Raw genomic sequence first — 26,316 nt, 5'->3', positions numbered from 1 at the left:
ATGCCCGCGCTCCGTCTTCCGCGCTTCAGCCGTGCGGAGCTTCTCTTTTCCGGCAAGAGCTTCGCTGCTGCCATGCTGGCGATGTACCTCGCCAGTCGCGCCGGCCTGCCGCGCCCGTTCTGGGCGCTCATGACCACTTACGTCGTCGCCCATCCGCTGGCCGGCGCCGTTCGCTCGAAGGCGCTGTACCGCTTCTGCGGCACGCTCATCGGCTGCACCGCGACCGTGCTGATGGTGCCCGCGCTGTCCAACGCGCCGGAACTGCTGACGCTGGTGCTCGCGCTGTGGGTGGGGCTGTGCCTGTGCATCTCGCTGTTCGACCGCACGCCGCGCTCCTACGTGTTCATGCTCGCGGGCTACACGGCCGCGCTGATCGGCTTTCCGTCGGTGCAGACGCCGCTCGCGTTGTTCGACACCGCCGTGGCGCGCGTGGAAGAAATCGGCCTCGGCATCTTCTGCGCCACGCTGGTCCACAGTCTCGTGCTCCCTGCAGGGCTTGCGCCGACCGTGCTGGGCCTGCTCGACCGCACGCTGCTCGACGCGCGCAAGTGGCTGGGCGACCTGCTGCAGCCCGCCGGCCGCAGCAGTGGCGCTGAACCGAAGCGTCTCGACGACGACCGCCGCCGCCTCGCAGGCGACATCACGCAACTGCGCCTGCTCTCCACCCATGTGCCCTTCGACACCACGCACCTGCGCTGGACCGCCGGCGCGATCCGCGCGATGCAGGACCGCGTTGCCGCGCTCACGCCCGCGCTCTCGGCCGTCGAAGACCGCCTGCAGGCGCTGGAGCAGGCCGAAGGGCAACTCGCACCCGACGTGGCCGCGGTGCTCGCGCAGGCCGCGCAGTGGCTGCGCGAGGAGGCCGAACCTGCCTCCGCCCACAGTGCCGAGCGCCTGCAAGCCCTGCGCCGTGCCATCGACGCATTGAGCGCAGCTCCTGCCAACGCGCAGCAGCCCACGCCATGGGGCCGCGCCCTGCGCATCGGCCTCGCCGGGCGCCTCGAAGAACTCGTCGACGGCTGGACCGCCTGCGCCCGGCTGCGCCTGGACATCGACGAAGGCCTCAAGGGCGCCGCGCCGCTGCGCCGCACGGCAGCGCTCGGCAGCCGCGTGCTGCACCGCGACTACGGCATGGCGCTGCTGTCGGCGCTCGCGGCCGTCATCGCCATCTGCCTGTGCGGCGCGTTCTGGATCGTCACCGGCTGGCCCATGGGCTCGGCCGCCACCATGATGGCTGCCGTCTTCTGCTGCTTCTTCGCCACCATGGACGACCCCGTGCCGGCGATCCACGGCTTTCTCAAGTGGACGCTGTGGTCCATCCCGATCTCGGCGCTCTATGTGCTGGTGCTCATGCCCACGGTGCAGGACTTCGGCATGTTGGTCGTCATTTGCGCGCCGCTCTTCCTGCTGCTGGGCTTCTACCTGCCGCGTCCGACGCACTTCATGCCCGCGATGGCGCTGATCTTCGGCGTGGCCGGCACGCTCGCGCTGCACGACACCGCCAGCTCCGACCTCGTGAGCTTCATCAACAGCATGATCGGCCAGATCGTCGGCGTGCTGGTCGCGGCGCGCGTCACGCGGCTCGTGCGTTCGGTCGGTGCCGACTGGAGCGCGCGCCGCATCCAGCGCGCCACCTGGCGCGAGCTCGGCGACATGGCCGCTTCGCCGCAGCCGCAGTACGCGCAGAGCGATGCGTACGCCGTGCGCATGCTCGACCGCATCGGCCTGCTCGCGCCGCGCATCGCGCAGGCGGGCGGCACCGTCGAAGGCGTGGCCGCCAACGACGCGCTGCGCGACCTGCGCATGGGCGCTGACATCGCCGTGCTGCAGCGAGTGCGCGCCCAGCTGCCGTTGGCCACCTCGGCCGCGCTGCTGGGCGGCATCTCGCGCTTCTTCCGCCAGCGCGCCGAAGGCCGCACGAACCCGCGCCCGCTCGACCTGCTGCCGCAGATCGACGAGGCACTCGGTGCCGTGCTTGCCGCGCGCGGCACCGCTTCTTCCGCCGCATCGCGCTCGGCCGTCACCGCACTGGTCGGCCTGCGCCGCAATCTCTTTCCCGATGCGCCGCCCAGGCTGGCGGGCGCAGCGCTCACCCAAGGAGCTTCCGCATGATCGGTGAAGCCAGTTTCTACGGACTCTACGTGCCCTGGATCATGGTGCTGGCCCTCGGCGCGCTGCTCGCGCTGTGGGGCGTGCGCCGACTGCTTGCGGCCGCCGGCGCCTACCGCTGGGTGTGGCACCCCGCGCTGTTCGACATGGCGCTGTACCTGTTGCTGCTCTACGCACTGAGCCGCCTCACTTCCTACCTTCAATGACAACGAGATTCCGATGACAGCCCCCCGTTCCTCCGCAGACAACCCATGGGCCCGGCGCCTCGGGCGCGTTCTTCTCACCGTGGCCGTGGTGGCCGCCGCCGTGTGGGCCGGCCTGCGCCTGTGGGACCACTACGAACTCGCGCCGTGGACGCGCGACGGCCGCGTGCGCGCCAACGTCGTGCAGATCGCACCCGACGTGTCGGGCCTCGTCACGGCAGTACCGATCCGCGACAACCAGCCGGTCGCCGCCGGCACGCTGCTGTTCGAAGTGGACCGCGCCCGCTACGACCTCGCCGTGCGCCAGGCCCAGGCAGCGCTCGCCGCGCAGCGCGCGATGAGCGCCCAGGTGCAGCGCGAGAACGCGCGCAACGCGGGCCTCGACGACCTGGTGTCGAAGGAGTCGCGCGAGCAGACCCGTTCGCGTGTCGAGCAGATGCAGGCCGCCGTCGCGCAGGCCGAGGTGGCGCTCGACTCGGCCCGCCTCAACCTGCAGCGCGCCCAGGTGCGTGCGCCGGCCGACGGCCTCGTCACCAACCTCGACCTGCGCCAGGGCAGCTACGCCGCGGCGGGCCGCCCGGTGCTCGCGCTGGTCGATGCGCAGTCGTTCTACGTCGAAGGCTATTTCGAGGAAACCAAGCTGCCGCGCATCCATCTCGGCGACCGCGTGCGCGTCACCCCGATGGGCGGCGGCGCGGTGCTCGAGGGCGCGGTCGACAGCGTGGCCGCCGGCATTGCCGACCGCGACCGCTCCACCAGCGCCAACCTGCTGCCCAGCGTGAACCCGACCTTCAACTGGGTGCGGCTCGCGCAACGCATTCCGGTGCGCATCAAGCTCGATCCGCTGCCGCAGGGCGCACGCCTCGTCGCGGGCCAGACGGTCACGGTGCAGGTGCTGGGGAACAAGCCGGCGCACAGCGCCGTGGCACCGGCAGCCGCGCCGCAGAAGGGATGAACGCCATGAGCCGCTTCGCATTTCGCCTTGCATCGCTGGCCGTCGCCGCCGGGCTCGCGGCCTGCGCGGCGGTCGGTCCCGACTACCGTCAGCCGCCCGAGGCGCTGGCCAGCCAGGGCGCCGCCGCGCGGCCCTTTGCCGAGGCGTCCTCCAACGCCGCGCCGCTGCCCGCCCACTGGTGGCGCCTGTACCACGACCCGTTGCTCGACAGGCTGGTCGAACAGGCCCTCGCGCACAACACCGACCTGCGCCAGGCCGTCGCCAACCTCGAACGCGAACGCGCCATCGAAGACGAAGTGGCCGGCGCCAAGTACCCGACCATCGGCGTGAACGGCGGCCCTTCGTTCGGCCATGTGTCGGGGCTGTCGCTGCTGCAGAAGGGCTACGAGCCGCCGAGCACCTTCAACTACAGCGCGGGCGCTTCGCTGTCGTACCAGGTCGACCTGTTCGGCCAGATCCGCCGCGGCATCGAGGCCTCGCAGGCCAACACCCAAGCCGCCGAAGCCGCGCTCGACCTCGTGCGCGTGAACGTTGCGGCCGGCACCGCGCGTGCCTACGCCGAAGCCTGCGCTACCGGCCTTCGCCTGCAGATCGCAGAGAAGTCTGTCGCCTTGCAGCAGGACGCCGTGAACGTCACCGACCGCCTGCAACGTGCAGGCCGCGCCGGTGCCATCGACGCAGGCCGCGCGCGTGCGCAACTGCAGCAGCTCAACGCCGCACTGCCCCCGCTGAAGGCCGAACGCCAGGGCGCGCTCTATCGCCTTGCCACGCTGACTGGCGCAGTGCCGCAGGACTTCCCGCGCGAAGTGGCCGACTGCACCGTGCCGCCGCGCGTGGCTGGCACGCTGCCGGTCGGCGACGGTGCCGCGCTGCTGCGCCGCCGCCCCGACATCCGCCAGGCCGAGCGCAGCCTTGCGGCATCGACCGCGCGCATCGGCGTGGCCACGGCCGAGCTCTATCCCAAAGTCACGCTGGGCCTTTCAGGCTCCTCCGCCGGCCATGCCGACGACTTCGGCCGCAAGGACACCTTCGCGTGGAGCCTCGGCCCGCTGATCTCGTGGACCATTCCCAATACAGGCGTGGCACAGTCCCGCATCGCCCAGGCCGAGGCCGGCACGCGCGCCGCGCTCGCCAAGTTCGACGGCACGGTGCTCACCGCGCTGCGCGAAACCGAAACCGCGCTTGGCACTTATGCGCGCGAACTCGATCGCCACGCCGCGCTGCAAGCCTCGCGCGACGAAAGCGCGAAGGTTGCCGCGCAGGCGCGCCAGCTCTACCAGAACGGCCGCACCGGCTACCTCGATTCGCTCGACGCCGAACGCTCGCTGGCCGCCAGCGAAGCCGCCCTCGCGGCCAGCGAGGCGCAGCTGGCCGACGATCAGGTCGTGCTGTTCATGGCGCTCGGCGGCGGCTGGGAACCCGACGACGCGCACCTTGCGCAGGGTGGCGCGCCGATCACCGCGAAGCAGTGATCGCGGCCCTCAGCGTGCGAACAGCCAGCCGCCCTTGGGCTGGCGCACCAGCTCGTGGCGCTTGACGGCGCGTTCCTCACCGTCGTCGCCCACGTAGACCACCTCGAAGCGCAGCAGCTTCGGTGTGACCATCTTCCAGTTCTGGATGCGCTTGACCGTCACGCAGGCGGTCTTGTCGTGGTACTGCATCTCCGACATCGGGCCGCCCTGGAAGCCCGTGGCGTCGAACAGGCGGCCGGGCGCGGCGAAGGGGTTGAGCACCGCGCCGTTGCGCGCGGTGATGCAGCCTTCGGTCCGCACGAAGGACTCGATGGTCGGCGAGGCGCTGCGCACCACCTTTCCCACAGCCGGGCTGGGGGGCTTGACGCCGATGGCGTCGCGGATGCGCTCGACCTGCTCCTCGGTGATGGGCGCGAGGCCGTCCTTCGAGACAACGGCCGGCGGCGGCGCTGGAGGCGCGGACGGCGGTGACGGTGTGAGAAGCGTGCAGCCCGCCACCAGTGCCAGCGGCACGGTGCAGGCCAGGGCGGTGCTCGGTGTTCCGAACTTCATTGGCTCAGTCTCCCTGTCGGCGGCCCATCGGGGCCACGGCTGAAAATTGCGGGCCGCGAACATGCGGTGCATCGTTGTTCAGAAGCGTTCGTGGGGCGCGAGATAGCGCCACTGGCCGGGCTGCAGCCCCGCCAGCGGCACGCGGCCGATGCGGATGCGCCGCATCGCAAGAATGCGCAGGCCGACGCCGTCGCAGATGTTGGCGATCTGCCCCGGCCGCGCGCCCTTGAGCGCGAAGCGCAGGCCCGTTTGCTCGTCGCTCTGGCGGCCGATGCTCACGCGCGCGGGCGAGCGCTCCAGCCGCGCCAGCACCTCGGGGCTCACCGGGCCGGCCACGTCCACCATCACCTCGTGCTCGAGGATGCCCGCGTCTTCCTGCAGCTTGCGTTCGATGCGGAATTCCTGCGTGTAAGCGACCAGCCCGCTGGCGCCGGTCTCGAGCGGCGTCATGCAGCGCTGCGCCTTTGCATGCGCCGGCAGAAAACGCAGTCCCGCGCGCTCGGGCTCGTGATGGTTCGCAGCCACCAGCAGGCGGTGCGCGATGTCGGTGACCATGCCTGCAGGCTTGTACAGCAGCAATGTGACGGGCAACACGGGCTCGGGCTTCGCGCCGGCCTCGATCTCGACCTGCTGGTGCGGCAGCACGCGCGACTGCGGCAGCATCTGCGGCACGCCGTCCACGCGTACCGCGCCGTTTTCGATCAGCAGCTCGGCCTCGCGCCGCGACACGCCGGCCAGCGCCGCCACGCGCTTGGCGAGGCGGATGCCCTGGTCTTCACCCGGAGAGTTCCTGTTGCTGTTCATCGAGCCACCGCCAGTTGCCGGATGCGCGCCACGTGCGCGGCCAGCGAGCGGGCCGCCACCGGCCACATGCGTTCGGGCACGTCGTCGTAGGCCAGCGGCAGCCATTGCTCGGGCGTGCCTTCGGGCAGCTTCTGCATGGCGGCTGCGATCCTGGCCTCGCGCTTGAGCCGGTGCGCCTTCAGCATGCCGATGGCGGTGCGGGCAAAGCCGATCACGTAGCCATGCGCGGGCAGGATGAAATCGATGCCGCCGGCCGCGCAGGCCGCATCGAGCGTGTCGAGCGAATCGAGGTATGCCGTCATGTCGCCATCGGGCGGATCGACCACTGTGGTGCTGCCGTTGAGGACGTGGTCGCCGGAGAACAGCAGCCCGTCTTCTTCCAGCACCAGGCACAGGTGGTTGGCCGCATGGCCGGGCGTGTGGATCACGCGCAACGTGTGGGCGATGGGCTCGCCTTCGGCCGTGGTGCCCGACAGCACGAGCCGCTCGCCATCGGCCAGTTCGCGCTCCGGCGTGAAGCGCGCGCTGGCGCGAGCTGTAGGCTTCGAGGCCAGGCCGAGGATCGGCGGCTTGCCGTTCTTGCACAGCGCCTGCAGCGGCGCCGCGCCCGGCGAGTGGTCGGCATGCGAGTGCGTGCAGACGATCATGCGGATGTCGCCCTGCGTGGCGCCCCACAGCCGGCCGATGTGGCCGGCGTCGTCCGGACCCGGGTCGATCACGATATAGCCCGTGGCCGCGTCGCCCACGATATAGCTGTTGGTGCCCGGGCCGGTCATCGCGCCCGGGTTGGGCGCGGTGAAGCGCATCACGTTCTTCAGCAGCGGCACCGGGCGTTCGCTCTGCCAGTCGAGCGCATGCACGACCTGTCCGTCGGGGCACACCAGCGCGAGCTCGCCGAATGGCGATTCGTGCTCCATGTAGCGCGCGTCCTCGCCCTTGAGCAGGCCGGCGCGCGGGCAGCTGGTCCACAGCGGGGTCTCGCCGGCGCAGGCTGCGAGCAGGGCGTCCACGGTGGCATACGCGGCCATGCGCTGCAGCGTGCGCACGGTCGGGAAGATCATGAAGAAGCTGCCTGCCGCATGGCGCGCGAGTGCATCGGCGGGGCGCACCCAGCAGGGCTCGAACTGTTCGCTCTCGTCGGCCGCGGGCTCCTGGCCTTCGGGCATGCGCGCCACCAGGAAGGGCACGTCGAAGCGCCTGGGCAGGTCGCGGTCGGTGATCCAGTGCGCGAAGGTGAACACGCGGTCTGCATCGAGCATCAGCCCGCGTGCCGCGCATTGATCTGCAAAGGCCGTGCCCGCCGTGTTGCCGCGGTCCATGGCGGCGATGTCTTCGGCGTTGGCGGGCCGCCCGTCGGCATGGTGCGCGAGCAGCACGCCCAGCTCCTCGAAAGCCTCGCGAATGGCCGCGATGGCCTGCGTGCGCTGCAGGCCGCTTTGCGTGGGTCGATGCGCGGCGATGCGCTGGGCTGCTTCGTCGGCGGCGTCGATCTGGCCGCCGGGAAATACGTAGGCGCCGGGCGCGAAACTGGCGCTGGCCGAGCGGCGGGTCATGAGCACTTCGATGCCGGCGGCGCTGTCGCGCAGCAGCAGCACGGTGGCGGCCGCGCGCGGGGGCGCGGGCTCGCGTGGGATGTGTAGTTGTTGGGTGGAACGGACCATGGGGCGATTATGGAGAGCAGGCACGCGGCGTGCATGCCGCGCATAAGCTCATATGGAATCGGGCATCAGCGGCGCGCCACAATGCGCGCTTGCACCGCTTGCCTCGCAGAAAGACAGTCATGTTTCATTCTCCCTTCTCTCGAATTGCCCGCCGCGCACTGCTGCTGGCCGCTGCCTCTCTCGTTGCGCCCGCCGCCTTTTCCCAGCAGGACTGGCCGCAGCAGCCCGTCACGCTGATCATGGGCTTTCCGGCCGGCTCGGGCGTCGACGTGGTGGCCCGCGTCATCCAGGAGCCGCTGTCGAAGCAGCTCGGCAAGCCCGTCGTCATCGACTACAAGTCGGGCGCCGCCGGCAACATCGCCAGCGAATACGTGGCCCACGCCAGGCCCGATGGCTACACGCTTTCCTTCGGCACCGCAGCCACGCACGGCAGCAACGCCGCGCTCTACAAGAAGCTGCCCTTCGACGTGGAGGCCGACTTCGTGCCGGTGGCGCCGGTGCTCGACGTTTCGAACGTGCTCACCATCAATCCCGACGTGATCAACGTGCGGACCTTGAAGGAATTCGTCGAGCTGGTCAAGGCAAATCCCGGCAAGTACAACTATGCGTCTACAGGCAACGGCGCGGGCACGCACATGGCCTTTGCCGAATTCAATGCGCGCCTCGGCCTGAACATGGTGCACGTGCCCTACAAGGGCGGCCCCGAGGCGATCACGTCGGTGGTGCGCGGCGAGACCTGCTGCATCATGAACCAGGTGCAGACCGTGCTGCCGCACTACAAGGCCGGCAAGGTGCGCCTGCTGGGCGTGACCACCGCCGCCGCGGTGCCGGCCGTGAAAGAAGTGCCCACCATCGCCTCGAGCGGCCTGCCGGGCACCAAGGGCTTCGACAGCTCGATCTGGTTCGGCATCTTCGCGCCCAAGGGCACCGACCCGCAGATCGTCGACAAGCTCAACGCGGCCGTGAAGGCGGTACTTGAAACCCCTGAGATCCGCGAGCGCTTCGAGAGCCAGGGCAATACCGTGCGCATCGAGTCGCCGGCGCAGTTCAAGAAGACCGTGCACGACAACCGGGTGAAATGGGCTGAGGTTGCGAAGGCCGCCAACATCAGCATCGATTGAACGCTGCGTTCAGGGCGTGTGCACAGGACACCGGGTACTCCCCTCCGCGAATGTCCCCCGCCCTTCGGGCTCCTCCTTTATTTCGCTGCGGGGAGCACCCGATGCCCTGCGCACATGGGCACTCTGCTTGTGCCGGCGGTTCATGCGCCCTGAATCACAGCGACAACGTGGCTTACAGCGTCTTCGTCAGCGTGAGGATGAAGCGCGCCTTGTTCGGCGAGTAGGTCTGCCTGCCGAAGGCGCCGAAGCCCAGGTCGACACCTGGGTTGCTCACGGCAAGGTACGAGCTCTTCTTGTTGGCGCCCTGCACCGAACCGGTCAGCGACAGGCCGTTGCCGAAGTCGTAGCTCGCGCCGACGTTGTAGTCGACGTAGCTCTTGTAGCCCAGGCTGCGAATGTCGCTGGACATGTTCGTGTAGCCCACGGCAGCCTTCAGCGTGACCTTGGGAAAGATCTCCTTGCTGTACGACAGGTTCAGGTAGCCGGTGTTGGTGCCCTTCAGGCCCGAGCCGGCCTTGTTGCCTGCGTAGCCGAAGTAGTCCTTCGACANAGATCTCCTTGCTGTACGACAGGTTCAGGTAGCCGGTGTTGGTGCCCTTCAGGCCCGAGCCGGCCTTGTTGCCTGCGTAGCCGAAGTAGTCCTTCGACACGGTGTGCGAGTACTTGGCAGTGAAGGAGCCGAGGTTTTCATTGGCGTAGGTGCCCGCGACGTACAGCTCGGTGGTGTTGCCCGAGGAGTTGCCCGGGTAGATGTAGGTGAGCGCACCGACGTCCATGTCCAGCGGGCCGGCCTTGAACTTGTAGCCGCCGTACACGTCCATTTCGATGCTGTTGCCCTTGAGCCAGTTGACGCTCGAGTTCCAGTTGCCGACGTAGAAGCCGCTGTCGCCGAAGGCGTAGTCCAGGCCGCCCTGGATGGCGGGCTTGAAGGCCTTGGTCTTGGCGTAGTCGTTCTTGCCGAGCATGTCCTGGTCCTGCCCGCGGAACTTGTAGTTGGTGGTGAGCGCCACGTTGCCCGTGAGTTGCGCGCTCGCAAGCATCGGCAGGGCGCAGAGGGTGGGAAGAACGAGCATCGGCAATGCGACGCGGAGAAGGTTTTTCATCGAAGAATTCGCTGACGGATGGAGGAGCCAGCAGCGTATGAGCGGGCATCTAAACGCCGCGTAAAAAATGCAGTCCGCGGCGCAAAAGTCTCGTTTCGGGCAGCGTCATCGCGACCACGCCCGTCACCACGCAGGCCAGTCCGATCCAAGCAGTCGGCGCCAGCCGCTCGCCCAGGAACATCACACCGATCAGCACGCCGATGGGCACGCGCAGATAGGCCTGCGCTGCGGTGGACATCGGCCCTAGCGTCTTGATGAGCCGGAAGTAGATAGTGAAGGCCAGCGCCGTGGACAGCACCGCGAGCGCGAGCACTGCCGCCATCGAGGGTGCCGATGGCGCCAGTGTCCACGGCCGATCGACGACGAGGCTCACCGGCAGCAGCATCGCCGCGCCGCTCAGCAGCGAACCGGCGGCCGGCACCATCGGGTCCAGCCCCTTGAACACGCGGCCGAACATCGCTGCGCAGCCATAGCAGACGGCGGCCGCCACCAGCGCGAGCTGCGCGAGCAGCGAATGCCCGAGCCCGTTCAGCGCCTCGAAGCCCACGATCAGGCAGATGCCCGCCAGCCCCGCGCCCACGCCGAACAAGCGGCGCAGCGTGGGCTTGTCGGAGCCGCCGAGGGTCAGCCCCAGCAGGAAGATGAAGATCGGCGAGGTCGAGTTGAGGATGGTCGCCAGGCCGGCATCGACGCTGCGCTCCGCCCAGGCGATGAGCGTGAAGGGCAGCACGCTGTTCAGGCAGGCCTGCAGCACGAAGCGCCGCCACATCGCAGGCTCCGTCGGCAGCTTCACGCCGCGCATGCGCAGCACGGCGAGCAGCGGCAGGCCGGCGATCAGCGTGCGCGCCGCAATCAGCGTGACGGGCGGGATCGTCGCCACGCCGATCTTGATGAAGGTGTACGAGGCGCCCCAGCAGGTGGCGAGCACCGCGAGCAGCGCCCATTCGAAGGCCAGGTTGACGCGGGGCTTGTCGATGGAGGAGGGTGTGGATGCGTGCATGGTGCGCCGATCATTCCCCGACCGGCGCGGCCACACTTCGGCCGCGAGCGAAGCGTGGATGCCTCAGTGGTCGTGCGCGTGCGGCTTGCTGCTCTTGTTGCCGCTGCTGGTGCCGCCGCCGTTCAGCAGCGTCGCCAGGTCCACTTCCTGCTCGGCCGCAGCGCCCGCGATCACGCGCTGCTCCAGTTCGTCCAGATGCTCCAGCGCCACCGCCAGCGCCTTGTCGAGCGACTTGCCCGTGGCCAGCGCCTCGATGATCTGCTCATGCTCGCGCGGCGCGCAGCTCGCGGCCTCGGCGGAGTCGTAGAGCGCCTTGTAGAGCTCGGTGTTCGAAATCAGCCGCCGGATGTACGACAGCAGTTCCTCGCTGTGCGCCATCTGCGCCAGCAGCAGGTGGAAGTCGCCCGCCAGCCGGACCGCGTCCTCGCGCCGGCCTTCCTTGAAGGCCTTCTGCTCCGCCTGCACGTGCTTGCGCAGCGTGGCCACCTGCTCGCGCGAGAGATTGCCGAAGAGCGTGGTCACCAGCCCCGCCTCCACGATGCGGCGCGCGCGGTAGATGCCGCGCATGTCGTCGATGGAGGGGTTGGGCACGAAGGCGCCACGGTTGTGCTCCAGCACCAGCCGCTTTTCCGAGCCCAGCCGCGCCAGCGCCTTGCGCACCGCGCCGCGCGTGCAGCCCAGCGCTTCGGCCAGCGCGCGCTCGCGCAAGGGCGTGCCGGGGCGCAGCTTGCCGCTCAGCAAGGCCTTGGAGACCGCGCCGTAGACGCGTTCGTCCACGTTCGGATCGTCGGCTTCGGTGGGCTCGGGGGAGGGGGCGGTCGCTGGGGATTTGCGGGCGGCGGAGGGCATAGGCAACCGGATTATTGCCTGCGTACCGCACCCTCAGGGAAAGCCCCCGGATTGACTCGGACCCTTGCGCTCCGTACCATCCGACTCCGTTTGGTTAACCAAATAAAACTGTATGGTTAACCAAAATTCCAGAATATCCCAACCCGAGACAAGAATCGAGGCTCCCATGAGATCCGCCAAATGGCTTGCCGCGCTGCCGGTCGCCGCCTTCTTCAGCGGGGGATGGCTGTCCTCCGTCGCTCCCACCTTCGTGCTCGGCATGCCCTTCCTGATGGTGTGGAACGTCAGCTGGCTGGTGCTGACCTCGCTGATCATGGTGGTCATCGACCGCGCCGAAGGCGACATCGATGCGCCTTCTTCCTCCACCGGAGGCGCGCGATGAACGCGACACTCGGCGTCATCGCCCTGTTCGTCATCGGCGCGCTGGGCCTCGCCGTGCTCGCGCGGCGCGGGCGCACCATGAGCCTGGAGCAATGGGCGATCGGCGGGCGCGGGCTGGGCGCCATCATGGTGTTCCTGCTGATGGCGGGCGAGTCGTTCTCCACCTTCACCTTCCTGGGCGCCAGCGGCTGGTCTTACAGCAAGGGCACGCCGGCCTTCTACATCCTGGCCTACGGCGGCCTGGCCTACCTCATGGCCTTCTGGATGCTTCCGGCCATCTGGCGCTACGCCACCGCGCACAAGCTGGTGTCGTTCTCCGACTTCTTCGCGCACAAGTACGACAGCCGCGCGCTGGGCGTGCTGGTGTCCATCGTGGCGCTCATGGGCATGGTTGCGCTGCTCACCATCCAGCTGCGCGGGCTCGGCATCATCGTGTCGGAGGCCTCGTACGGCTCCTTCGCGCCGCAGGTGGCGATCTGGATCGGCACGCTGGTCATGGTCAGCTACATCCTGTTCTCGGGCATCCATGGCTCGGCCAGCATCGCCATCGTGAAGGACATCCTCATCCTCGCGCTCGCCGTGTTCCTCGGCATCTACCTGCCGTGGCACTACTACGGCGGCGTCGCGCCGATGTTCAGCGCCATCCACGCCGCCAACCCCGGCTTCTTCGAGTTCCCGAAAGAGGGCCTGAACCTCACCTGGTACAACTCGACCATCCTGCTCACGGCGCTGGGCTACTACCTGTACCCGTTCAACCTCACCTCGGTGTATGCCGCCAGGAGCGCGAGCGCCGTGCGGCGCAACACCATCCTCATGCCGCTGTACCAGGTGGTCATCGCCTTCCTGTTCCTGGTCGGCTTCGCGGCCATCCTGCAGGTGCCGGGGCTCAAGGGCTCCGACGTCGACCTGGCCCTCTTCGGCCTCGTGAAGCACACCTTCGACCCCTGGTTCGTCGGCGTGATCGGCGGCACGGGCGTGCTCACGGCGCTGGTGCCGGGCTCGATGATCCTGCTCACGGCTTCGACGGTGATCGGCAAGAACGTCTACAAGGAAGGCTTCGCGCCCAACGCCACCGACAGGCAGGTGTCGCGCGTGGCGCGCGGCGTGCTGCCGGTGTTCGCGCTGGTGGCGGTGTACTTCGTGCTGCGCGGCGGCACCACCATCGTGTCGGTGGCCATCTTCGCGTCGAGCCTGCTCACGCAGCTGCTGCCCTCGCTGCTCTTCAGCCTCATGAAGAAGCCCTTCGGCAACAGGCACGCGGCCTTCGCAGGCATCCTGGCGGGCGGCGCGGTGCTGGGCTTCATGATGACCACCGGCTCCAACCTGGGTACGCTGTTCCCGGCCGCGCCGGTGGTGTTCAAGTCGCTCAACACCGGGCTCGTGGCGCTGGCGACGAATGCGCTGGTGTTCGTCGTGGTGGCGCTGCTCACCCCGAACACGACCCGCCGCGTCATCGTCGCCCAACCGGCTTGATGCCTGCAAGATAGAGAAACGGACCGCCCCACATGCCATCGCTCCTGATCCGCAACGTGCGCCCCATGGGTGCCTCCCCCGTCGACGTGCTGGTGCAGGACGACCGCATCGCCGCGATCGGCGCGGAGCTTGCCGCGCCGGCCGGCGTCACCGTCGAGCAAGGCCACGGCGCCTTGCTGCTGCCCGGTCTCGTCGAAGGCCACACCCACCTCGACAAGACCATGTGGGGCATGGACTGGTATCGCAACGAAGTCGGCACGAACCTCATCGACAAGATCGAGAACGAGCGCGCCTTCCGCCACGCCAGCGGGCACGACGCGGCCGCGCAGTCGCTGGTGCTGGCCAAGGCCTTTCTGGCGCTCGGCACCACGCGGCTGCGCACGCACGTCGACGTCGACACCCAGGCTGGCCTGCGCCATCTCGAAGGCACCATCCGCACGCGCGAGGCGCTGCGCGGGCAGCAGCAGATCCAGATCGTCGCGTTCCCGCAGTCGGGCCTGCTCGGCCGGCCGGGCACGGCCGAGCTGCTCGACCAGTCGCTGGCGCTGGGTGCCGACGTGCTCGGTGGCCTCGACCCCTGCGCCATCGACGGTGACCCGGTGAAGTCGCTCGATGTGCTCTTCGGCATTGCCGACAAGCACCAGCGCCCGGTCGACATCCACCTGCACGAGCCCGGCGCCATGGGCGCGTTCTCGCTCGACCTGATCCTGCAGCGCACAGAGGCGCTGGGCATGCAGGGCAAGGTGGCCATCAGTCATGGCTTCTGCCTGGGTGACGTGAGCGAACGCGAGCGCGATGCATTGCTGGCGCGCATGGCGAAGCTCGGCGTGGTGCTCATCACCAGCGCGCCGCCTTCGCGCAACGTGCCGCCGCTCATGGCCTGCAGGCAGGCCGGCGTGACCGTGCTCGGCGGCAACGACGGCATTCGCGACACCTGGTCGCCTTACGGCAACCCCGACATGCTGGAGCGCGCCATGATCATCGGCCTGCGCTACAACCTGCGCCGCGACGACGAGATCGCAGTGGCGCTCGACACCGTCACCCACTCGGGCGCGCGGGGCTGCGGCTTCGAGGCCTACGGGCTCGAGGCGGGTTGCCGCGCCGATCTGGTGCTGGTTGATGCGCAGACTGTCGCGCACGCCGTGGTCTCGCGGCCCGTGCGCAAGCTGGTGGTGGCGGGCGGCTGCATCGTGGCGCGCAACGGCGTGCTGCGGGCCGACCTGGCGTTCCTGTGAAGGCTGAGGAAGCAAAGCAGAACAGGCGCGACGGAGGCATCGCCTTCGCGATCGTCATCGTGCTGGTCGCGCTGAACCTGCGCGCCTTTCTCACGTCGAGCAGCCCACTGCTCGAACCCATCCGCCTTGCCACCGGCATCGGCTTTCATGCGGTGGCGCTGCTCACGGTGCTGCCGATGTTCGCGATGGGTGCGACCTCGCTGTTCGGCGCGGCTGTCGGCCAGCGCGTTGGTGCGCGCGGCAGTGTCGCGCTCGGGCTCGGGGCCATCGCCCTTGCCTGTGCGAGCCGCTACATCGCCGGCGGTGCGGCTGCGCTGCTGTGGAGCGCCGCGCTCGCCGGTGCCGGTGTCGGCCTGGTGCAGGCGCTGATGCCCGGCGTGGTGAAGCAGGCTTATCCGACACGCATCGGCGTGATGACGGGGCTGTACTCCGCCGCCATCATGGGCGGCGGCGGCCTCGGCGCCATGGCCAGCCCGTGGGTCGCGCATGCATTCGGCGGCGCGCAGCCCGACTGGCACGCGGGCCTGTCGATCTGGGCGCTGCTTGCCGTCTTCGCGCTGCTGTACTGGCTCAACATGCGGCGAATGGAATTCACTGCCGATGCGCCAAGGCAAAGCCTCTCGTGGCTGCGCTGCTTCGCCAGCCGCCGCGCATGGCTGCTGGCTGCGTGCTTCGGCCTCATCAACGGCGGCTACACCAGCCTCGTCGCCTGGCTGCCGCACTTCTACGCGCAGCAGGGCTGGACCGCGCAGCAGGGCGGCTCGGTGCTCGCGCTGATGACCGCCGCGCAGGTGGTCTCCGCGCTCGCCATGCCCGCCATTGCGCGCAGTCGTGGGCGCGACCTGCGGCCGTGGCTGGTGCTCATGCTCACCGCGCAGCTCGCGGGCTTCTGCGCGCTGAGTTTCGCGCTGCCCGTGCCGGCCGTGGCGGTCGCCGTCGTGCTGGGCTTCGGCCTCGGCGGCGCGTTCTCGCTGTGTATGGTGCTTGCGCTCGATCATCTGCCCGACCCCGCACAGGCCGGCGCGCTCGCCGGCTTCATGCAGGGCGTGGGCTTCATGATCGCGGCGCTCGCGCCCTTCGTCACCGGCTGGGTGCGCGAGCACACCGGCGGCTTCACGCTCGCGTGGGCCTACCTTGCCGCCGTCGTGGTGGCGCTGCTGCCGCTCATGCTGCGCTTCGACCCGCGCCGCTATGCAGCTGCCACGGCAGGCCTGTTCGATTCGCGCGCGCTGCAGACTGATGCACCATCTCTCTCCGCGCTCGAAGGCGCGGCCACCAGAAAGGTCTGAGCACCATGTACCAGGAACACTTCATGCAAAGGGCGTTGGCCCTTTCTGCCCGAGCCCTGCAGGAGCCCGGCACCGAGCCCTTCGGTGCCGTCGTCGTGAAAGACGGCGTGATCGTCGGCGAAGGCTTCAACCATTCCGTCGCCCACCACGACCCCACCTCGCACGGCGAGGTCGAAGCCATCCGCGATGCATGCCGCAAGCTCGGCACCGTGAACCTGTCGTGCTGCGAGCTTTACACCTCGTGCGAGCCCTGCGCGATGTGCGTGGCGGCGATGCACATCGCGGGCATCGCGAAGCTTTACTACGCGGCTTCGCTTGCGCAGTCGGGCGAGGCTTTCGAGAGCGTGACCGTGGCGGCGCGGCATCCCATTGACGTGGAAGTCCTGCGTACCGAGGCTGGTGCTGCGCTTGGGCAGCGCAGCTTGCCCGCCGAGCAGAAGATGGACCGCGAGGCCGTCCAGATCCTTTCCGATTGGGCCGCGACGCGCCGGGGTTCATGAGCCCCGGCTGACCGCTGCCCGGTCAGCGGGAATCTGCGGCGTGTGGAGCGGATCGCTTCGACTGCGCGGCGTTTCACGACGATGTTGTTACTCCCCGCTGCGCGCTCCTCTGAATAGAGTGCACTCACGGCGCCACGCAAAGCGCGCTGCAGCAAGGAGTCGGCAATGATCTTCATGAGAAGCGACGAGGGCGCGAAAGGGCAAGCCTCGGCCCGCGTCGCACGCGCACTCGAAATCCATCGCAGCGTTGTCGCATGCCACGAGCACATCGCGCGCGGCAGTGGCGTTCACTCGCTCACCGCGGCACTGATGCTGCCTTGCTACAAGGCCGAGTTCCGCACCCTCGCACTCGCGATGACCTCGCAAGAGGAGCGCGAACTCAGGTACGCGCTCGATTCGATCTGCGAACCCGCGGCATGAAGACGATTGCCTTCGCAGCAGCTTTTGCTCCGCGACGTTGCCTCCGCCGGCCAGGCGAACTACGGCAACAGCTTCGCGATCGCGTCGGTGAACGACGGAACATCCGTGCCGATGTGCGTCGTCGAATACGTCGTTTCCGTGGTCACCAGACCCCGGTACGAGCGGGCCAGGAGCCGCTTGTACATCCCGTCCACGGGCTCGAAGTTGCACTCCGCGGGGTTGCCGCAGCGCGTGAGAAAGAGCGTTGCAGGCAAGGGCTTGCCGCCGAGCGCGTCGTGCATCTTTTCTTCGAGCGCCCGGTGCCGGTCCGCCTGAACGCCGAACGAGCCCTCGAACGACAGGAAGTGCGAGAACGTCAGCTGGTCCGCCGCGCCCTCCAGAAACAATGCGATGCCGGCCATGCTGCCGCTCAGCGACAGGCCCGTCAGCATGCGCCTCCGCGCATCGGCGCGGTATCGCGCTTCGATGAAGGGCACGAGCTCGAGCGCGAGGAAGTCGTGGTACGCAAGGGCCCCGGGCAGCAGGTAGTCCCTTCCGCGCCGAGCCGAACCGCCGATGCCCACGAGGATCGCCTGCGTGCGGCGCGCCTCGAGAATGGCCCTGAAATTCGCGAACCGCGTACCGGGCGGATTGAAGACCGCATCGCCATCCAGCGCATAGATGACCGGATACGCCGCCGAGCCGCCGTCGTAGGAGGCGGGCAGGTAGATTTCGAGCGGATAGGTCGCGCCGGTCTTGGCCGAAGCGATGGTGCTGGAGACGACGCGACTGCTCGCCGCGGGCGGTGCGGCCGGCGCATTGGGAATGGCGGCGCCACCGCTCCACATGCTGAACGCAACCAGAAGCGCGCAGCTTCCGGCCCATGCGAACGCGCGCAGCCATCGTTCATGCCGCATCGGATTTCCTCGATCGCCTGTGTAGTTTGAAGATTCGCCTTTCTTCAGAATGCCACGGGCCGCCGCGATCGCGGCCCGGGCCTGGGTAGACGAGACCCTGAAACAGTCGTATCAATCCCCGGGGCAGGCGACAAGCCGGCCTTCGAGACGAGGCTTGCGGCACCGGCTGCAACGATGTAGAACCATGGCGTTAAAGGCTAAGGCTCACAGGCAATTCCGGAGCAGTTCGCTGCTCCACAAAGGAGGTGAAGCATGTTGGCAGCCGAATGCGCATGGGCCATCCTGCGCGCCGAGCACGCCCGCACCCGGGAGTTGTTGGCTCGACTCGATACGGCGATGAAGACAGGCGACGGCACGCGCACCGGACAACGCGCGGCGTCAGCCATCGAAGTCATCGAACGTCTCCAGGACTTCGAAGAAACGACGCACCGCCCCAAGGGCGTCGTCATGTTGAACATGCTGCGCGGGAGGTCGAGCGAAGCCGACGAGCTTCTCGATGAACTCGACTCGGAGAGCGAATGCTGCAACGGCCTTCTCTCGCAGGCAAAGACCAACTTGAAGCGCGCCGAGACCGGCGACGCGAGAGCAGCCGCGGAGGCCGAGGCCCTGTTGCAGCGGCACCGGCAGTTCATGTCCGTGCACCTGGACAAGGAAGACACGCTCCTTCACTCGCAGACGGCACTGCTGCTCACGGCGGAGGAATGGGCCGCCGTGGTCTCGTCCATCTCGAAGGAGGTACACGCCGCGAAGGAGCGTGGACAACGACGCTCCCATTGATTGGGCGCGGCGGTGGCTTCAGGGCAGGGGGAGCTCGCGCATCAGGTTGCTGCGCACCCACGTGAACGCGCCGGACTTCACGTTGTCCGCTTGCCAGCGGCGGAACTCGGGGTCGGCCGACAGCGGGTCCGTGACCTTCGCGTATGCGGCCGCGTTCTCGAACTGCACGGTCAGAACATAGTTGCCCAGTTCGCCAGCGGCCACGCTCCATAGCTGCGGGTCGGGCGCACCGTGCTTCTTCCAGAGCGCCGCGCCCACCTTCAGGGCTTCGATGACGGCGCCGAGATCGGCTCCGGGGTTGGGTCGCAGGACATATCGCGCTTCGTAGGCCATGGAAGTCTCCTTGGTCATGGCAGGAGCCGACATTGAAGCACCGGAGTGCCTGAGGGGCAAATCGCAAAGTGCAACTCAGAGTGCCGGCGGGCGCAGGCGGCCATCAGCGAGTGATGCCGCGCCTGCACGCATGGCAGGAGGCGCTGACGATCAGTCCCAGGCTGGCGACAGACCGGCCGGGTCGGTCAGCCGTTCGCCGCGGTCGAGCGCCGCAATCTGCGCCATCTCCGCATCCGTCAAGCGCAGCTGCTGTGCCTTCAGGTTGCCTTCGAGGTTCGCGCGCCTGGTGGACGACGGAATCACCGCGTAGCCCAGCTGCATCGCCCACGCCAGCACCACCTGCGCGGCAGTGGCGTTGCGCGCCTTCGCAAGCGCCTCGACCGCCGGATCGTTCAGCACCTTGCCGTAGGCCAGCGTCATGTACGACGTGATGTGGATGCCCACGCTCTTCGCGAACTCCGCCACCTTGCGGTTCTGCAGATAAGGGTGCAGCTCGATCTGGTTGGTGGCGATCTGTTGCGCGCCCACGGCCGCGATGGCTTCCTTCATCAGCGCGATGTTGAAGTTCGACACGCCGATGTGCTTCGTGAGCCCCTGCGCCTTGGCCTCGGCCAGCGCGCCCATGAACTCCGCCACCGGCACCGCATTGCCGGGCGAGGGCCAGTGGATCAGCGTCAGATCGACGTGGTCCGTGCGCAGCTTGGCAAGGCTGTCTTTCAGGCTGGGCACCAGCTTGTCTTTCGCGTAGTTGTCGGTCCAGATCTTGGTGGTGATGAAGAGGCTGCTGCGGGCCACGCCGCTTTCGGCAATCGCCTGGCCCACCTCGGCCTCGTTGCCGTAGATCTGCGCCGTGTCGATCGCGCGGTAGCCCACGTCGAGGCCGTTCTTCACCGAGTCGATGACCACCTGGCCCTTCAGGCGGAAGGTGCCGAGGCCGAAGGCGGGAATGAGGTTGCTGGTGTTCGTGTTCATGGTGTGTTTCTGTGCGTTTGAAACGAGGGGAAGAAAGCGAAGCTCAGTGACCGACAGGCACCGGCCCCGAAGCGCGAACCGGAATGCCCGCGCGGCGGTCGAGCGTGCCGCTCCACTGCGTGAGAGCCAGCGAGAGCAGAACCACCAGCGCACCGATCCACGGCGTGTGCATCAGCCCGAGGTGCGTCACGATCAGCCCACCGACCCAGGCCGCGCCCGCAATGCCCAGGTTGAAGGCCGCGATGTTCAGGCCCGAGGCCACGTCCACCGCCTGCGGCGTGAAGCGCTCGGCCTGCTTCACCACGTACACCTGCAGGCCCGGCACGTTGCCGAAGGCGACTGCGCCCCACATCAGCACCGCCACCAGCGCCAGCCACTTGTGCGGCGCCGCGAAGTTGAACACCAGCAGCACCGCGGCCAGCAGCGCGAAGATGATCCTCAGCGCCGGAATCGGCCCCATGCGGTCGGCCAGCTTGCCGCCCCAGATGTTGCCCACCGCCACCGACACGCCGTACACCAGCATCACCCAGCCCACTGCGCCCGCGCTGAAGCCAGACACGTCGGTAAGGATCGGCGCAAGGAACGTGAACGGAATGAACGAGCCGCCATAGCCGATGGCCGTCTTGGCATACACCAGCAGCAGGCGCGGCTCGGCCAGCACCTTGGCCTGTTGCGCCAGCGAGGCCGGCGGCGTGTGGCGGATGTTGCCGGGCACGAAGACCCAGCTGCCGATGAAGGCGATAACGCCCAGCGCAGACACGGCCAGGAAAGTCTCGCGCCAGCCGAAGTGCTGCCCGATGAACGTGCCCAGCGGCACGCCCGTGACCAGCGCCACCGTGAGGCCCGTGAACATGATCGCGATGGCGCTCGCCGCCTTTTCCTTCGGCACCAGGCCGGTGGCGATCGTCGAGCCGATGGAGAAGAACACCCCGTGCGCCAGCCCCGTGAGCACGCGGGCGGCAATCAGCGATTCATAACTCGGCGCCTGCCACGCCAGCAGATTGCCGAGCGTGAACAGCGCCATCAGCCCGAGCAGCAGCGCCTTGCGCGGCAGCTTGCCCGTGAGCGCGGTGAGCACCGGCGCGCCGATGGCGACACCCAGTGCGTAGAGGCTGACCAGCAGGCCAGCGGAGGGGAGGCCGATGTTGAGGTCGGCAGCGACTGTGGGGATGAGGCCAACGATGACGAACTCGGTCGTTCCGATGGCGAAAGCGCTGAGGGTTAGCGCTAGTAGGGCGATGGGCATGAGGGCACTCCTTCTTGGATGGGGAGGAGTGTCTTGCGGTTACCGTTGCGGATAAATGGGGGGTGGGGCAGAAGATAGTTGTGCTCCAGTCAATAGTTAGCCCAAGGCTTTTGGGTTAACGCCGATGTTTTGGGTAAGGGAGATTGGGATGTTTTTTGCCTTGCAAACTGCTGTAGCGTCTGCAAGAATGGCCGCTCAATTACGCGTATCGGTAGCAGGAGCTAGCTATCAATGTCGGGCGCTTCGCCAGACTGAAATGCAGTGGACTACAACAACGGCACGAAATCGGCATGCGCCGAATCCGTGTCCGGTAGGTCCCGATTCGGCGCATGCCGCTTTCGTGCCTAATTTAGGTAATTGAACATATTTGTGGACGCTATAGAACAATTCAAAGTAAGCGTCGATCCTCAGAGGACTCGTTTGCGCCGTCTTCCAAAAATCATCCTGGTTTTTGGAAGCGGCCCTATTGGAGTTGAGGAAGAAAATAGAAACTCTTCATTTCGAAACGTTTTCCTCAATTGGGCCCATGAAAATGAGAGTCCACTTAGAGATCAATTTCATTTGCCTGAAGACTATCCTGAGTGGAATAGATTTCAGGGCTACCAAAATCTCGTAGATTTTGAACGAGAGGCGGGTGCGCTATCGGGAGCGATTTTGCTTTTCTCGGAAGGCAGCGGCGCGCTTGCAGAGTTAGGTGTATTTTGCATGGATGAAGTTCTCTCTGAGCGTCTCCTCGTAGTAATTAGTCGTGCGCATTTCGATGAAGATTCATTTCTTGTTCATGGCCCGTTAAAAAAACTTGAGGGCGATCATTCTGAGGCCTCCATTTGTGTAGTGGAGGCAAATGAGCCGCGAGATTTTTACGCTGAGGCCTCAGACGTTGCTGACGCCCTTCAAGCCAAGGTGAACAACAATCCTCGTAAAGAGTTGATTCGCTCGGAAAGAATCAGAGATCAACTTCTCTTAATTGTGGATTTGGTCGAATTATTTGGTGCTGCAACCGAGACCGAGATTATCGGGCTTCTAAGTTTTTTGGGGATTGAGCTTGATCGAAATAATTTCCGAAGAATGGTTGGCCAGCTTAAATTGTTCAAGCTTGTCGATGAGGCACATCAATATGCGCAAAAATATTATGTTGCGCCCCTTGAAAATCGAGAGTCCTACATGGACTACGATGGGGTGAGTTCGGAAAATAGATTTGATAGAACCAGATTTAAGACGCTCGCGTTTGAGCAGTTGAAAAAAGAGTCCATCCGAAGAAAGGCATACGAGCAGATTCACGGGAAGGTGCAAAATGAATCTAATTGAGCGATTGCAAATCGCCTTTCCATTCTCGCGAAGAGAGGTGGAGTTGCTGATTCATACTGCTCCACGCCGATACAAAATCCATAGTATTGAAAAGCGAAATGGCCGCGGTTTGCGCATGATCGCGCAGCCCACGGCTGAACTCAAATTGGTTCAGAGATGGTTGGTTTCTAATTATTTGCAGTCACTGCCCGTTCATAGTGCTGCCACTGCTTATCGACCAAGCTTGGGTATCAAAGACCACGCACAACTTCATGCTTCGGGTAAATATCTTCTTAAATTGGATTTTGAAGATTTTTTTCCATCGATTCGAGGCGAGGATTTTCGACAGCATGTTGCGCGATTTTCGGATGTGACGCTGCCCGATCAAACTGCAATGGTTCGTTTGCTTTTTAGGGCAGATGTAGATGCCAAGCGACTGATTCTTTCTATTGGAGCGCCGAGTTCGCCTGCAGTATCAAATACGGTAATGTATTCTTTTGACTTAGCGGTCAAAGAATATTGCGAGCAAGCTGGTGTTCGTTACTCGAGATATGCCGATGATTTGGCATTTTCAACCAATGTTCCACATATTCTTGAGGCAGTTAAGACGCGAGTCGTCGAAATTTGTCGAACTTTGGAATACCCTCGCCTTCGATTGAATGAGGGAAAAACGGTATTTACTTCAAAGAAGCATCAGCGCCAGTTGACGGGTTTGATTTTGTCAAATGACGGTCGTGCATCATTGGGTCGAGAAAAAAAGCGAAAAATAAGAGCGACGGCGCATCATTTTGCGCAGGGTGTGTTAAGTCCTGAGGAGGTGGGGAAACTCCGTGGATTGATCGCATTCGCAATGTCAATTGATGCGGAGTTCGTTGCTTCGATTAATAATATGCTTGGCGAGCAGATATTCAAAGAATTGATGCGAGGGAACGGAGAGGTTGCGGAAGGCTGAGCTTGCGCAAAATAATTTCGTTTTTAATTTGTGAACTGACGTCACATTCGTCTTGATTGAAGTTTGCGTGGTTCGTTTGCCATTCGTGGGGGGAATTCGGCGCCTTGAAGAGATTCGCGCTTATATACTGGCGCCGTCGCGCTAGGTGGTGCGGCCGGGTTTGGAAGCCTGATGAAACTCTTTGGCAAAACTTGGAGACCATCTAATGGCTGAATCCGCTTGCGCCTGCGCGCAATCTCACGATCCCTTCGCATCTTCCACTCTCGACGACCTCGCCCTCCAAGCCTGCGACGACGCCGACACCCTCAACGAAGTGCTACGCGCCTACACCGCGCTGGAAAAGCTCGTCGACACCAGCGCCCTGAACGACAGCGAGGCGCTCACCCCCAGCCGCACCGAACTGAGCGCTTTGCTGGGCCTGCTCAATGGCGCGCTGCTGGCCCGCATCGATACCGTCAATGGCGCCACCAGCGCAGTGCGCGAAGCGCTGCGACAAAACACCGGCAGCGCCCAATAGCACCAGCGCGCGCCTTGAGAACGGGCACGCACCAACCGGCTACGTACGCTGCGCATCTCGCTTTTCTTCCCCCACAACAAACCGATGCCAACTCCGCCCGTTGCCGACAACAAGCCCGAGGCCATCCCCACCGCCGCCTGGGCCCAACTGCGCGACATGGTCGCGGCCCGAACCCCCACAGACGGCCGCACCGATGCCCCGTATCCAGGCCTGCGCTGCTACCGCTTCTCACGCCCGATCCGCTACGAAAAAACCCAGCGCCTCACGCCGGGCGTGGTGGTGGTCTTACAGGGCCGCAAGACCGCCCACCTCGGTGACCGTCGTTCGCTCGACTACGGCGCGATGCAGTGCTTGGTGCTCGGGGCCGAGGTCGCGTGCCTCGGCACGGTGGTCGGAGCGAGCGCCGGGCATCCGTATCTTGCGATTCATCTCGACTTGCCGCCCGAGGTGCTGGTCAAGTCTGTCGTCGCGCTGGCGGAAAGCGGCACCTTGGCCGAGCCCGCCCGCGTGACCGAGAACTTCACGGCCCCGGTAGGGCAGGAGGTGGTCGAGGCCTTCGCCCGGCTGCTGCTGGCGGCCGACGACCCGGTGGACCGCCGCACGCTCGCGCCGCTGGCGGTCGAAGAAATCGTGCTGCGGCTGCTGCGCTCCGAGGCTGCGGCCGCCATCCGCAGCGCGGGCGCCGTGACCAAGGCCGGCGCACGCATTCAGACGGCCATCGCCTTCATGCGCCGCCATCTGGGCCGGCCGCTGTCGGTGGCCGAGATTGCGAGCCACGTGCACATGAGCCCTTCGCACTTCGCGCACAGTTTTCGCGAGGTGGCCGGGGTCACGCCGATGCGCTGTATCCGCGACCTGCGCCTGGAAGAGGCACGCACGCTGATGCTGGGCACGGGGCTGCGGCCCGGCGATGCGGCCGCGAAGGTGGGGTTCGAGAGCGCGGCGCATTTCAACCGCGCGTTTCGCAGGCGCTTCGAGACGACGCCCGCCGAGTACGTGCGGCGCGTGCAGGCGGGTTGATGGGCTGAAGGGCTGATGGGCTGATGGGGGGATGGTCGGTCGCATCCTTCGCAGCCATGGTCAATTTCTTCGCAGCTTCGCGCCTTGGCGCGGGAGAGGGCGCTGGCTAACCTGCGTTCTTCCTTTTTCTTCAAGCCAGCGACAAAGAAATTTCCATGAATCCGATCAACGTCATCATCACTTTCGAAGCCAAGCCAGAGCGCGCATCGGCGTTCGCCGAACTCATGCAACAGGTCAAGCAGTCGCTGCCATCGGCGGATGGATGCCGAGGCGTGCAGTTGTTCGGGCGCGCCGACAACGACTGCGTGTTCACGATGGTCGAGTCGTGGGAGTCACGCAGCCAGCATCAGGCTCATATCGCGGGCGTCGTGGCGTCGGGGGCATGGGACGCGATGGCGGCCGAGCTGGCCGGAGAGCCTGTCAGCTGCTATTGCAACGAGCTTTGATGCTCGTCTGTCTCAGCGCGCGGGTGTTTGGTTTCCACGGGAGACGTGTCGATCATCTCTATTGGCAATGGCTCAGTGAAGATCCGCTCGAGGCGCTGGCCGGTCCACAGATAGTAGAACCGGCCTTCCGGAGGCTTCTCATTGAAGCTGCCGGAGATGATCAGCAGCCGGCTGTCGAGCCGGAAATCCACCCGCTCATCGCCGTTGCCCATGGCGCCCACGATCGCATCGACGGTGGGAAGGGTGTAGGCCTGGCCCGTGTTCTGGTCGAGCACCGCGAAGTTGCGGCAATCGGTGCCGCATCCCCAGGCTGCCACCCGCAGATGGCCGGCGAAGTTGGGCGGCTCGTTGTAGGCGTGGTGGATGACGGTGGTGTAGCGCCGGGCCGTTCGGGTGGTCAGCCGCAGTGGTGGGTGTGGGCCTGCAAGGGGCTGATCGCGCGCGGTGGTCGGGTAGTCGATGAACTTTGGCCGGGCCTTGGGCGCGGCAGCTGTGGCGGCCGAGCAAAGCAGGGCCAATGAAAGCGCGGAGGCAATCGCCAGTGCTCGAGGGAACGCGAGAGGACTGGCGCGCCGGATGTCTCGAATCGTTGGGGTCATTGGGCCTTTGCGAAATGCCGATCACGCAGGGGTGCGGGCAGAAAGCATTGCCTGCGGAAGCGGTCGATTCTCCGTCTTGAGCAGGTCGCCTTCGAGTTGGCCAAGGATTGCAGTCGAGGTCCAGACGGTTCGTCGGCGCATCGA

Annotated in this window: 28 protein-coding genes and 1 pseudogene; 17 read left to right on the top strand and 12 right to left on the bottom strand. The window is 66.1% G+C overall.

The window, feature by feature from the left end; all coding sequences use genetic code 11:
- Genes ASD05_RS23315 through ASD05_RS23300 form a run of 4 tightly spaced genes read left to right on the top strand, consistent with a single transcriptional unit; the run spans window position 1 to window position 4,739 of the window.
- Complete coding sequence (locus ASD05_RS23315) at window positions 1-2,112, top strand: FUSC family protein (RefSeq protein WP_056597538.1); 2,112 nt, start codon at window positions 1-3, stop codon at window positions 2,110-2,112.
- Window positions 2,109-2,315 carry a DUF1656 domain-containing protein gene (locus tag ASD05_RS23310; protein ID WP_056597537.1) on the top strand — a complete coding sequence of 69 codons (207 nt, stop codon included), beginning with the start codon at window positions 2,109-2,111 and terminating at the stop codon, window positions 2,313-2,315. Before ASD05_RS23315 ends, ASD05_RS23310 begins: the two co-directional genes overlap by 4 nt.
- A gap of 13 nt (window positions 2,316-2,328) precedes the next feature.
- Window positions 2,329-3,267, top strand: a complete 939-nt coding sequence (locus ASD05_RS23305) for an HlyD family secretion protein (protein ID WP_056597536.1) — start codon at window positions 2,329-2,331, stop codon at window positions 3,265-3,267.
- Complete coding sequence (locus tag ASD05_RS23300) at window positions 3,264-4,739, top strand: efflux transporter outer membrane subunit (RefSeq protein ID WP_056597535.1); 1,476 nt, start codon at window positions 3,264-3,266, stop codon at window positions 4,737-4,739. The genes ASD05_RS23305 and ASD05_RS23300 overlap by 4 nt, the downstream gene beginning before the upstream one ends.
- Before the next feature lie 9 nt (window positions 4,740-4,748).
- On the opposite strand, the gene ASD05_RS23295 is transcribed toward ASD05_RS23300, so the two are convergent.
- The 3 genes from ASD05_RS23295 to ASD05_RS23285 form a co-directional block, all read right to left on the bottom strand.
- On the bottom strand, window positions 4,749-5,291 hold the full coding sequence (locus ASD05_RS23295; RefSeq protein WP_056597534.1) for a hypothetical protein: 543 nt from the start codon (window positions 5,289-5,291) through the stop codon (window positions 4,749-4,751).
- Window positions 5,292-5,369: 78 nt separating this feature from the next.
- Window positions 5,370-6,095 (bottom strand): RNA pseudouridine synthase, encoded by a 726-nt coding sequence (locus ASD05_RS23290; RefSeq protein ID WP_056597533.1) that lies wholly within the window; start codon window positions 6,093-6,095, stop codon window positions 5,370-5,372.
- Window positions 6,092-7,756 (bottom strand): MBL fold metallo-hydrolase, encoded by a 1,665-nt coding sequence (locus ASD05_RS23285; RefSeq protein ID WP_056597532.1) that lies wholly within the window; start codon window positions 7,754-7,756, stop codon window positions 6,092-6,094. Before ASD05_RS23285 ends, ASD05_RS23290 begins: the two co-directional genes overlap by 4 nt.
- A 119-nt stretch (window positions 7,757-7,875) precedes the next feature.
- On the opposite strand from ASD05_RS23285, the gene ASD05_RS23280 reads away from it, so the two are divergent.
- Window positions 7,876-8,877: a Bug family tripartite tricarboxylate transporter substrate binding protein gene (locus ASD05_RS23280; RefSeq protein ID WP_056597531.1), complete on the top strand. Its 1,002-nt coding sequence runs from the start codon at window positions 7,876-7,878 to the stop codon at window positions 8,875-8,877.
- Window positions 8,878-9,049: 172 nt separating this feature from the next.
- Here ASD05_RS23280 and ASD05_RS30265 read toward each other — a convergent pair.
- The 4 genes and pseudogenes from ASD05_RS30265 to ASD05_RS23265 form a co-directional block, all read right to left on the bottom strand.
- Window positions 9,050-9,426 (bottom strand): annotated as a pseudogene (locus ASD05_RS30265) (TorF family putative porin); the annotation flags it as partial.
- Window position 9,427: 1 nt separating this feature from the next.
- On the bottom strand, window positions 9,428-9,980 hold a 553-nt coding region (locus tag ASD05_RS30260), incomplete at its 3' end, for a TorF family putative porin (protein WP_414930059.1).
- A gap of 49 nt (window positions 9,981-10,029) precedes the next feature.
- Window positions 10,030-10,980 carry a DMT family transporter gene (locus ASD05_RS23270; RefSeq protein WP_056597530.1) on the bottom strand — a complete coding sequence of 317 codons (951 nt, stop codon included), beginning with the start codon at window positions 10,978-10,980 and terminating at the stop codon, window positions 10,030-10,032.
- A 63-nt stretch (window positions 10,981-11,043) separates the two neighbouring features.
- Entirely contained in the window at window positions 11,044-11,829 is a 786-nt protein-coding gene (locus ASD05_RS23265; protein WP_056597529.1) for a GntR family transcriptional regulator, read from the bottom strand.
- Window positions 11,830-11,995: 166 nt separating this feature from the next.
- On the opposite strand from ASD05_RS23265, the gene ASD05_RS23260 reads away from it, so the two are divergent.
- The 6 genes from ASD05_RS23260 (at window position 11,996) to ASD05_RS23235 (ending at window position 17,127) form a co-directional block, all read left to right on the top strand.
- Complete coding sequence (locus ASD05_RS23260; protein WP_056597528.1) at window positions 11,996-12,211, top strand: DUF3311 domain-containing protein; 216 nt, start codon at window positions 11,996-11,998, stop codon at window positions 12,209-12,211.
- Window positions 12,208-13,683: a sodium:solute symporter family protein gene (locus ASD05_RS23255; protein ID WP_056597527.1), complete on the top strand. Its 1,476-nt coding sequence runs from the start codon at window positions 12,208-12,210 to the stop codon at window positions 13,681-13,683. Before ASD05_RS23260 ends, ASD05_RS23255 begins: the two co-directional genes overlap by 4 nt.
- Before the next feature lie 32 nt (window positions 13,684-13,715).
- Window positions 13,716-14,918 (top strand): amidohydrolase family protein, encoded by a 1,203-nt coding sequence (locus tag ASD05_RS23250; protein WP_056597526.1) that lies wholly within the window; start codon window positions 13,716-13,718, stop codon window positions 14,916-14,918.
- Window positions 14,915-16,207: a cyanate transporter gene (locus tag ASD05_RS23245; protein ID WP_056597524.1), complete on the top strand. Its 1,293-nt coding sequence runs from the start codon at window positions 14,915-14,917 to the stop codon at window positions 16,205-16,207. Before ASD05_RS23250 ends, ASD05_RS23245 begins: the two co-directional genes overlap by 4 nt.
- Window positions 16,208-16,230: 23 nt before the next feature.
- The gene (locus tag ASD05_RS23240; RefSeq protein WP_235508071.1) at window positions 16,231-16,707 is read left to right on the top strand and encodes a nucleoside deaminase; all 477 of its coding nucleotides are present in this window, start codon (window positions 16,231-16,233) and stop codon (window positions 16,705-16,707) included.
- Window positions 16,708-16,872: 165 nt separating this feature from the next.
- Window positions 16,873-17,127 (top strand): hypothetical protein, encoded by a 255-nt coding sequence (locus ASD05_RS23235; protein WP_056597519.1) that lies wholly within the window; start codon window positions 16,873-16,875, stop codon window positions 17,125-17,127.
- A gap of 59 nt (window positions 17,128-17,186) precedes the next feature.
- Here the strand turns inward: ASD05_RS23235 and ASD05_RS23230 are convergent, their stop codons facing one another.
- Entirely contained in the window at window positions 17,187-18,023 is an 837-nt protein-coding gene (locus tag ASD05_RS23230) for an alpha/beta hydrolase-fold protein (RefSeq protein WP_056597517.1), read from the bottom strand.
- A gap of 252 nt (window positions 18,024-18,275) precedes the next feature.
- Between ASD05_RS23230 and ASD05_RS23225 the strand changes: the two genes are divergently transcribed.
- On the top strand, window positions 18,276-18,800 hold the full coding sequence (locus ASD05_RS23225) for a hemerythrin domain-containing protein (RefSeq protein WP_056597515.1): 525 nt from the start codon (window positions 18,276-18,278) through the stop codon (window positions 18,798-18,800).
- A gap of 18 nt (window positions 18,801-18,818) precedes the next feature.
- Here the strand turns inward: ASD05_RS23225 and ASD05_RS23220 are convergent, their stop codons facing one another.
- The 3 genes from ASD05_RS23220 to ASD05_RS23210 all read right to left on the bottom strand — a co-directional run bounded on the left by ASD05_RS23220 (window position 18,819) and on the right by ASD05_RS23210 (window position 21,351).
- Window positions 18,819-19,133, bottom strand: coding sequence for an NIPSNAP family protein (locus ASD05_RS23220; protein ID WP_056597959.1), 315 nt, complete (start codon window positions 19,131-19,133; stop codon window positions 18,819-18,821).
- Between the two features lie 150 nt (window positions 19,134-19,283).
- A complete protein-coding gene (dkgB, locus tag ASD05_RS23215) occupies window positions 19,284-20,105 on the bottom strand; it encodes a 2,5-didehydrogluconate reductase DkgB (protein ID WP_056597513.1) in 822 nt (273 codons plus the stop codon).
- Window positions 20,106-20,148: 43 nt separating this feature from the next.
- The gene (locus ASD05_RS23210) at window positions 20,149-21,351 is read right to left on the bottom strand and encodes an MFS transporter (RefSeq protein ID WP_056597511.1); all 1,203 of its coding nucleotides are present in this window, start codon (window positions 21,349-21,351) and stop codon (window positions 20,149-20,151) included.
- 420 nt (window positions 21,352-21,771) lie between these two features.
- Here ASD05_RS23210 and ASD05_RS30255 point away from each other — a divergent pair, with 420 nt between their 5' ends.
- The 5 genes from ASD05_RS30255 to ASD05_RS23195 all read left to right on the top strand — a co-directional run bounded on the left by ASD05_RS30255 (window position 21,772) and on the right by ASD05_RS23195 (window position 25,573).
- Window positions 21,772-22,659, top strand: a complete 888-nt coding sequence (locus ASD05_RS30255) for a retron St85 family effector protein (protein WP_157610238.1) — start codon at window positions 21,772-21,774, stop codon at window positions 22,657-22,659.
- Window positions 22,646-23,590 (top strand): retron St85 family RNA-directed DNA polymerase, encoded by a 945-nt coding sequence (locus ASD05_RS29700; RefSeq protein WP_082572259.1) that lies wholly within the window; start codon window positions 22,646-22,648, stop codon window positions 23,588-23,590. The genes ASD05_RS30255 and ASD05_RS29700 overlap by 14 nt, the downstream gene beginning before the upstream one ends.
- Window positions 23,591-23,795: 205 nt before the next feature.
- Window positions 23,796-24,107: a hypothetical protein gene (locus ASD05_RS23205; RefSeq protein ID WP_056597510.1), complete on the top strand. Its 312-nt coding sequence runs from the start codon at window positions 23,796-23,798 to the stop codon at window positions 24,105-24,107.
- An 84-nt stretch (window positions 24,108-24,191) separates the two neighbouring features.
- Window positions 24,192-25,127 (top strand): AraC family transcriptional regulator, encoded by a 936-nt coding sequence (locus tag ASD05_RS23200; RefSeq protein ID WP_056597508.1) that lies wholly within the window; start codon window positions 24,192-24,194, stop codon window positions 25,125-25,127.
- Window positions 25,128-25,282: 155 nt separating this feature from the next.
- Window positions 25,283-25,573 (top strand): putative quinol monooxygenase, encoded by a 291-nt coding sequence (locus tag ASD05_RS23195; RefSeq protein WP_056597506.1) that lies wholly within the window; start codon window positions 25,283-25,285, stop codon window positions 25,571-25,573.
- Here ASD05_RS23195 and ASD05_RS23190 read toward each other — a convergent pair.
- Window positions 25,555-26,172 (bottom strand): hypothetical protein, encoded by a 618-nt coding sequence (locus tag ASD05_RS23190; protein ID WP_200955474.1) that lies wholly within the window; start codon window positions 26,170-26,172, stop codon window positions 25,555-25,557. The two genes, ASD05_RS23195 and ASD05_RS23190, sit on opposite strands and share 19 nt — an antisense overlap.
- Window positions 26,173-26,316: the final 144 nt, after the last annotated feature.

Origin of the sequence: Variovorax sp. Root434 (assembly GCF_001426595.1) — a bacterium.
Taxonomy (GTDB): Bacteria; Pseudomonadota; Gammaproteobacteria; order Burkholderiales; family Burkholderiaceae_C; genus Variovorax.
Note: the sequence above shows the minus strand (reverse complement) of the source record. Positions and strands in the feature narration are given on the sequence as shown.

Excerpts from the sequence above, each read along its gene's own strand:
- dkgB (WP_056597513.1), bottom strand. The coding sequence starts at position 20,105 with ATGAACACGAACACCAGCAACCTCATTCCCGCCTTCGGCCTCGGCACC.
- ASD05_RS23250 (WP_056597526.1), top strand. The coding sequence starts at position 13,716 with ATGCCATCGCTCCTGATCCGCAACGTGCGCCCCATGGGTGCCTCCCCC.
- ASD05_RS23300 (WP_056597535.1), top strand. The coding sequence starts at position 3,264 with ATGAACGCCATGAGCCGCTTCGCATTTCGCCTTGCATCGCTGGCCGTC.
- ASD05_RS23315 (WP_056597538.1), top strand. The coding sequence starts at position 1 with ATGCCCGCGCTCCGTCTTCCGCGCTTCAGCCGTGCGGAGCTTCTCTTT.
- ASD05_RS23285 (WP_056597532.1), bottom strand. The coding sequence starts at position 7,756 with ATGGTCCGTTCCACCCAACAACTACACATCCCACGCGAGCCCGCGCCC.
- ASD05_RS23235 (WP_056597519.1), top strand. The coding sequence starts at position 16,873 with ATGATCTTCATGAGAAGCGACGAGGGCGCGAAAGGGCAAGCCTCGGCC.
- ASD05_RS23205 (WP_056597510.1), top strand. The coding sequence starts at position 23,796 with ATGGCTGAATCCGCTTGCGCCTGCGCGCAATCTCACGATCCCTTCGCA.
- ASD05_RS23290 (WP_056597533.1), bottom strand. The coding sequence starts at position 6,095 with ATGAACAGCAACAGGAACTCTCCGGGTGAAGACCAGGGCATCCGCCTC.
- ASD05_RS23210 (WP_056597511.1), bottom strand. The coding sequence starts at position 21,351 with ATGCCCATCGCCCTACTAGCGCTAACCCTCAGCGCTTTCGCCATCGGA.
- ASD05_RS29700 (WP_082572259.1), top strand. The coding sequence starts at position 22,646 with ATGAATCTAATTGAGCGATTGCAAATCGCCTTTCCATTCTCGCGAAGA.
- ASD05_RS23225 (WP_056597515.1), top strand. The coding sequence starts at position 18,276 with ATGTTGGCAGCCGAATGCGCATGGGCCATCCTGCGCGCCGAGCACGCC.
- ASD05_RS23295 (WP_056597534.1), bottom strand. The coding sequence starts at position 5,291 with ATGAAGTTCGGAACACCGAGCACCGCCCTGGCCTGCACCGTGCCGCTG.
- ASD05_RS23195 (WP_056597506.1), top strand. The coding sequence starts at position 25,283 with ATGAATCCGATCAACGTCATCATCACTTTCGAAGCCAAGCCAGAGCGC.
- ASD05_RS23270 (WP_056597530.1), bottom strand. The coding sequence starts at position 10,980 with ATGCACGCATCCACACCCTCCTCCATCGACAAGCCCCGCGTCAACCTG.
- ASD05_RS23220 (WP_056597959.1), bottom strand. The coding sequence starts at position 19,133 with ATGGCCTACGAAGCGCGATATGTCCTGCGACCCAACCCCGGAGCCGAT.
- ASD05_RS23260 (WP_056597528.1), top strand. The coding sequence starts at position 11,996 with ATGAGATCCGCCAAATGGCTTGCCGCGCTGCCGGTCGCCGCCTTCTTC.
- ASD05_RS23255 (WP_056597527.1), top strand. The coding sequence starts at position 12,208 with ATGAACGCGACACTCGGCGTCATCGCCCTGTTCGTCATCGGCGCGCTG.
- ASD05_RS23190 (WP_200955474.1), bottom strand. The coding sequence starts at position 26,172 with ATGACCCCAACGATTCGAGACATCCGGCGCGCCAGTCCTCTCGCGTTC.
- ASD05_RS23310 (WP_056597537.1), top strand. The coding sequence starts at position 2,109 with ATGATCGGTGAAGCCAGTTTCTACGGACTCTACGTGCCCTGGATCATG.
- ASD05_RS23280 (WP_056597531.1), top strand. The coding sequence starts at position 7,876 with ATGTTTCATTCTCCCTTCTCTCGAATTGCCCGCCGCGCACTGCTGCTG.
- ASD05_RS23230 (WP_056597517.1), bottom strand. The coding sequence starts at position 18,023 with ATGCGGCATGAACGATGGCTGCGCGCGTTCGCATGGGCCGGAAGCTGC.
- ASD05_RS23265 (WP_056597529.1), bottom strand. The coding sequence starts at position 11,829 with ATGCCCTCCGCCGCCCGCAAATCCCCAGCGACCGCCCCCTCCCCCGAG.
- ASD05_RS23240 (WP_235508071.1), top strand. The coding sequence starts at position 16,231 with ATGCAAAGGGCGTTGGCCCTTTCTGCCCGAGCCCTGCAGGAGCCCGGC.
- ASD05_RS23305 (WP_056597536.1), top strand. The coding sequence starts at position 2,329 with ATGACAGCCCCCCGTTCCTCCGCAGACAACCCATGGGCCCGGCGCCTC.
- ASD05_RS23200 (WP_056597508.1), top strand. The coding sequence starts at position 24,192 with ATGCCAACTCCGCCCGTTGCCGACAACAAGCCCGAGGCCATCCCCACC.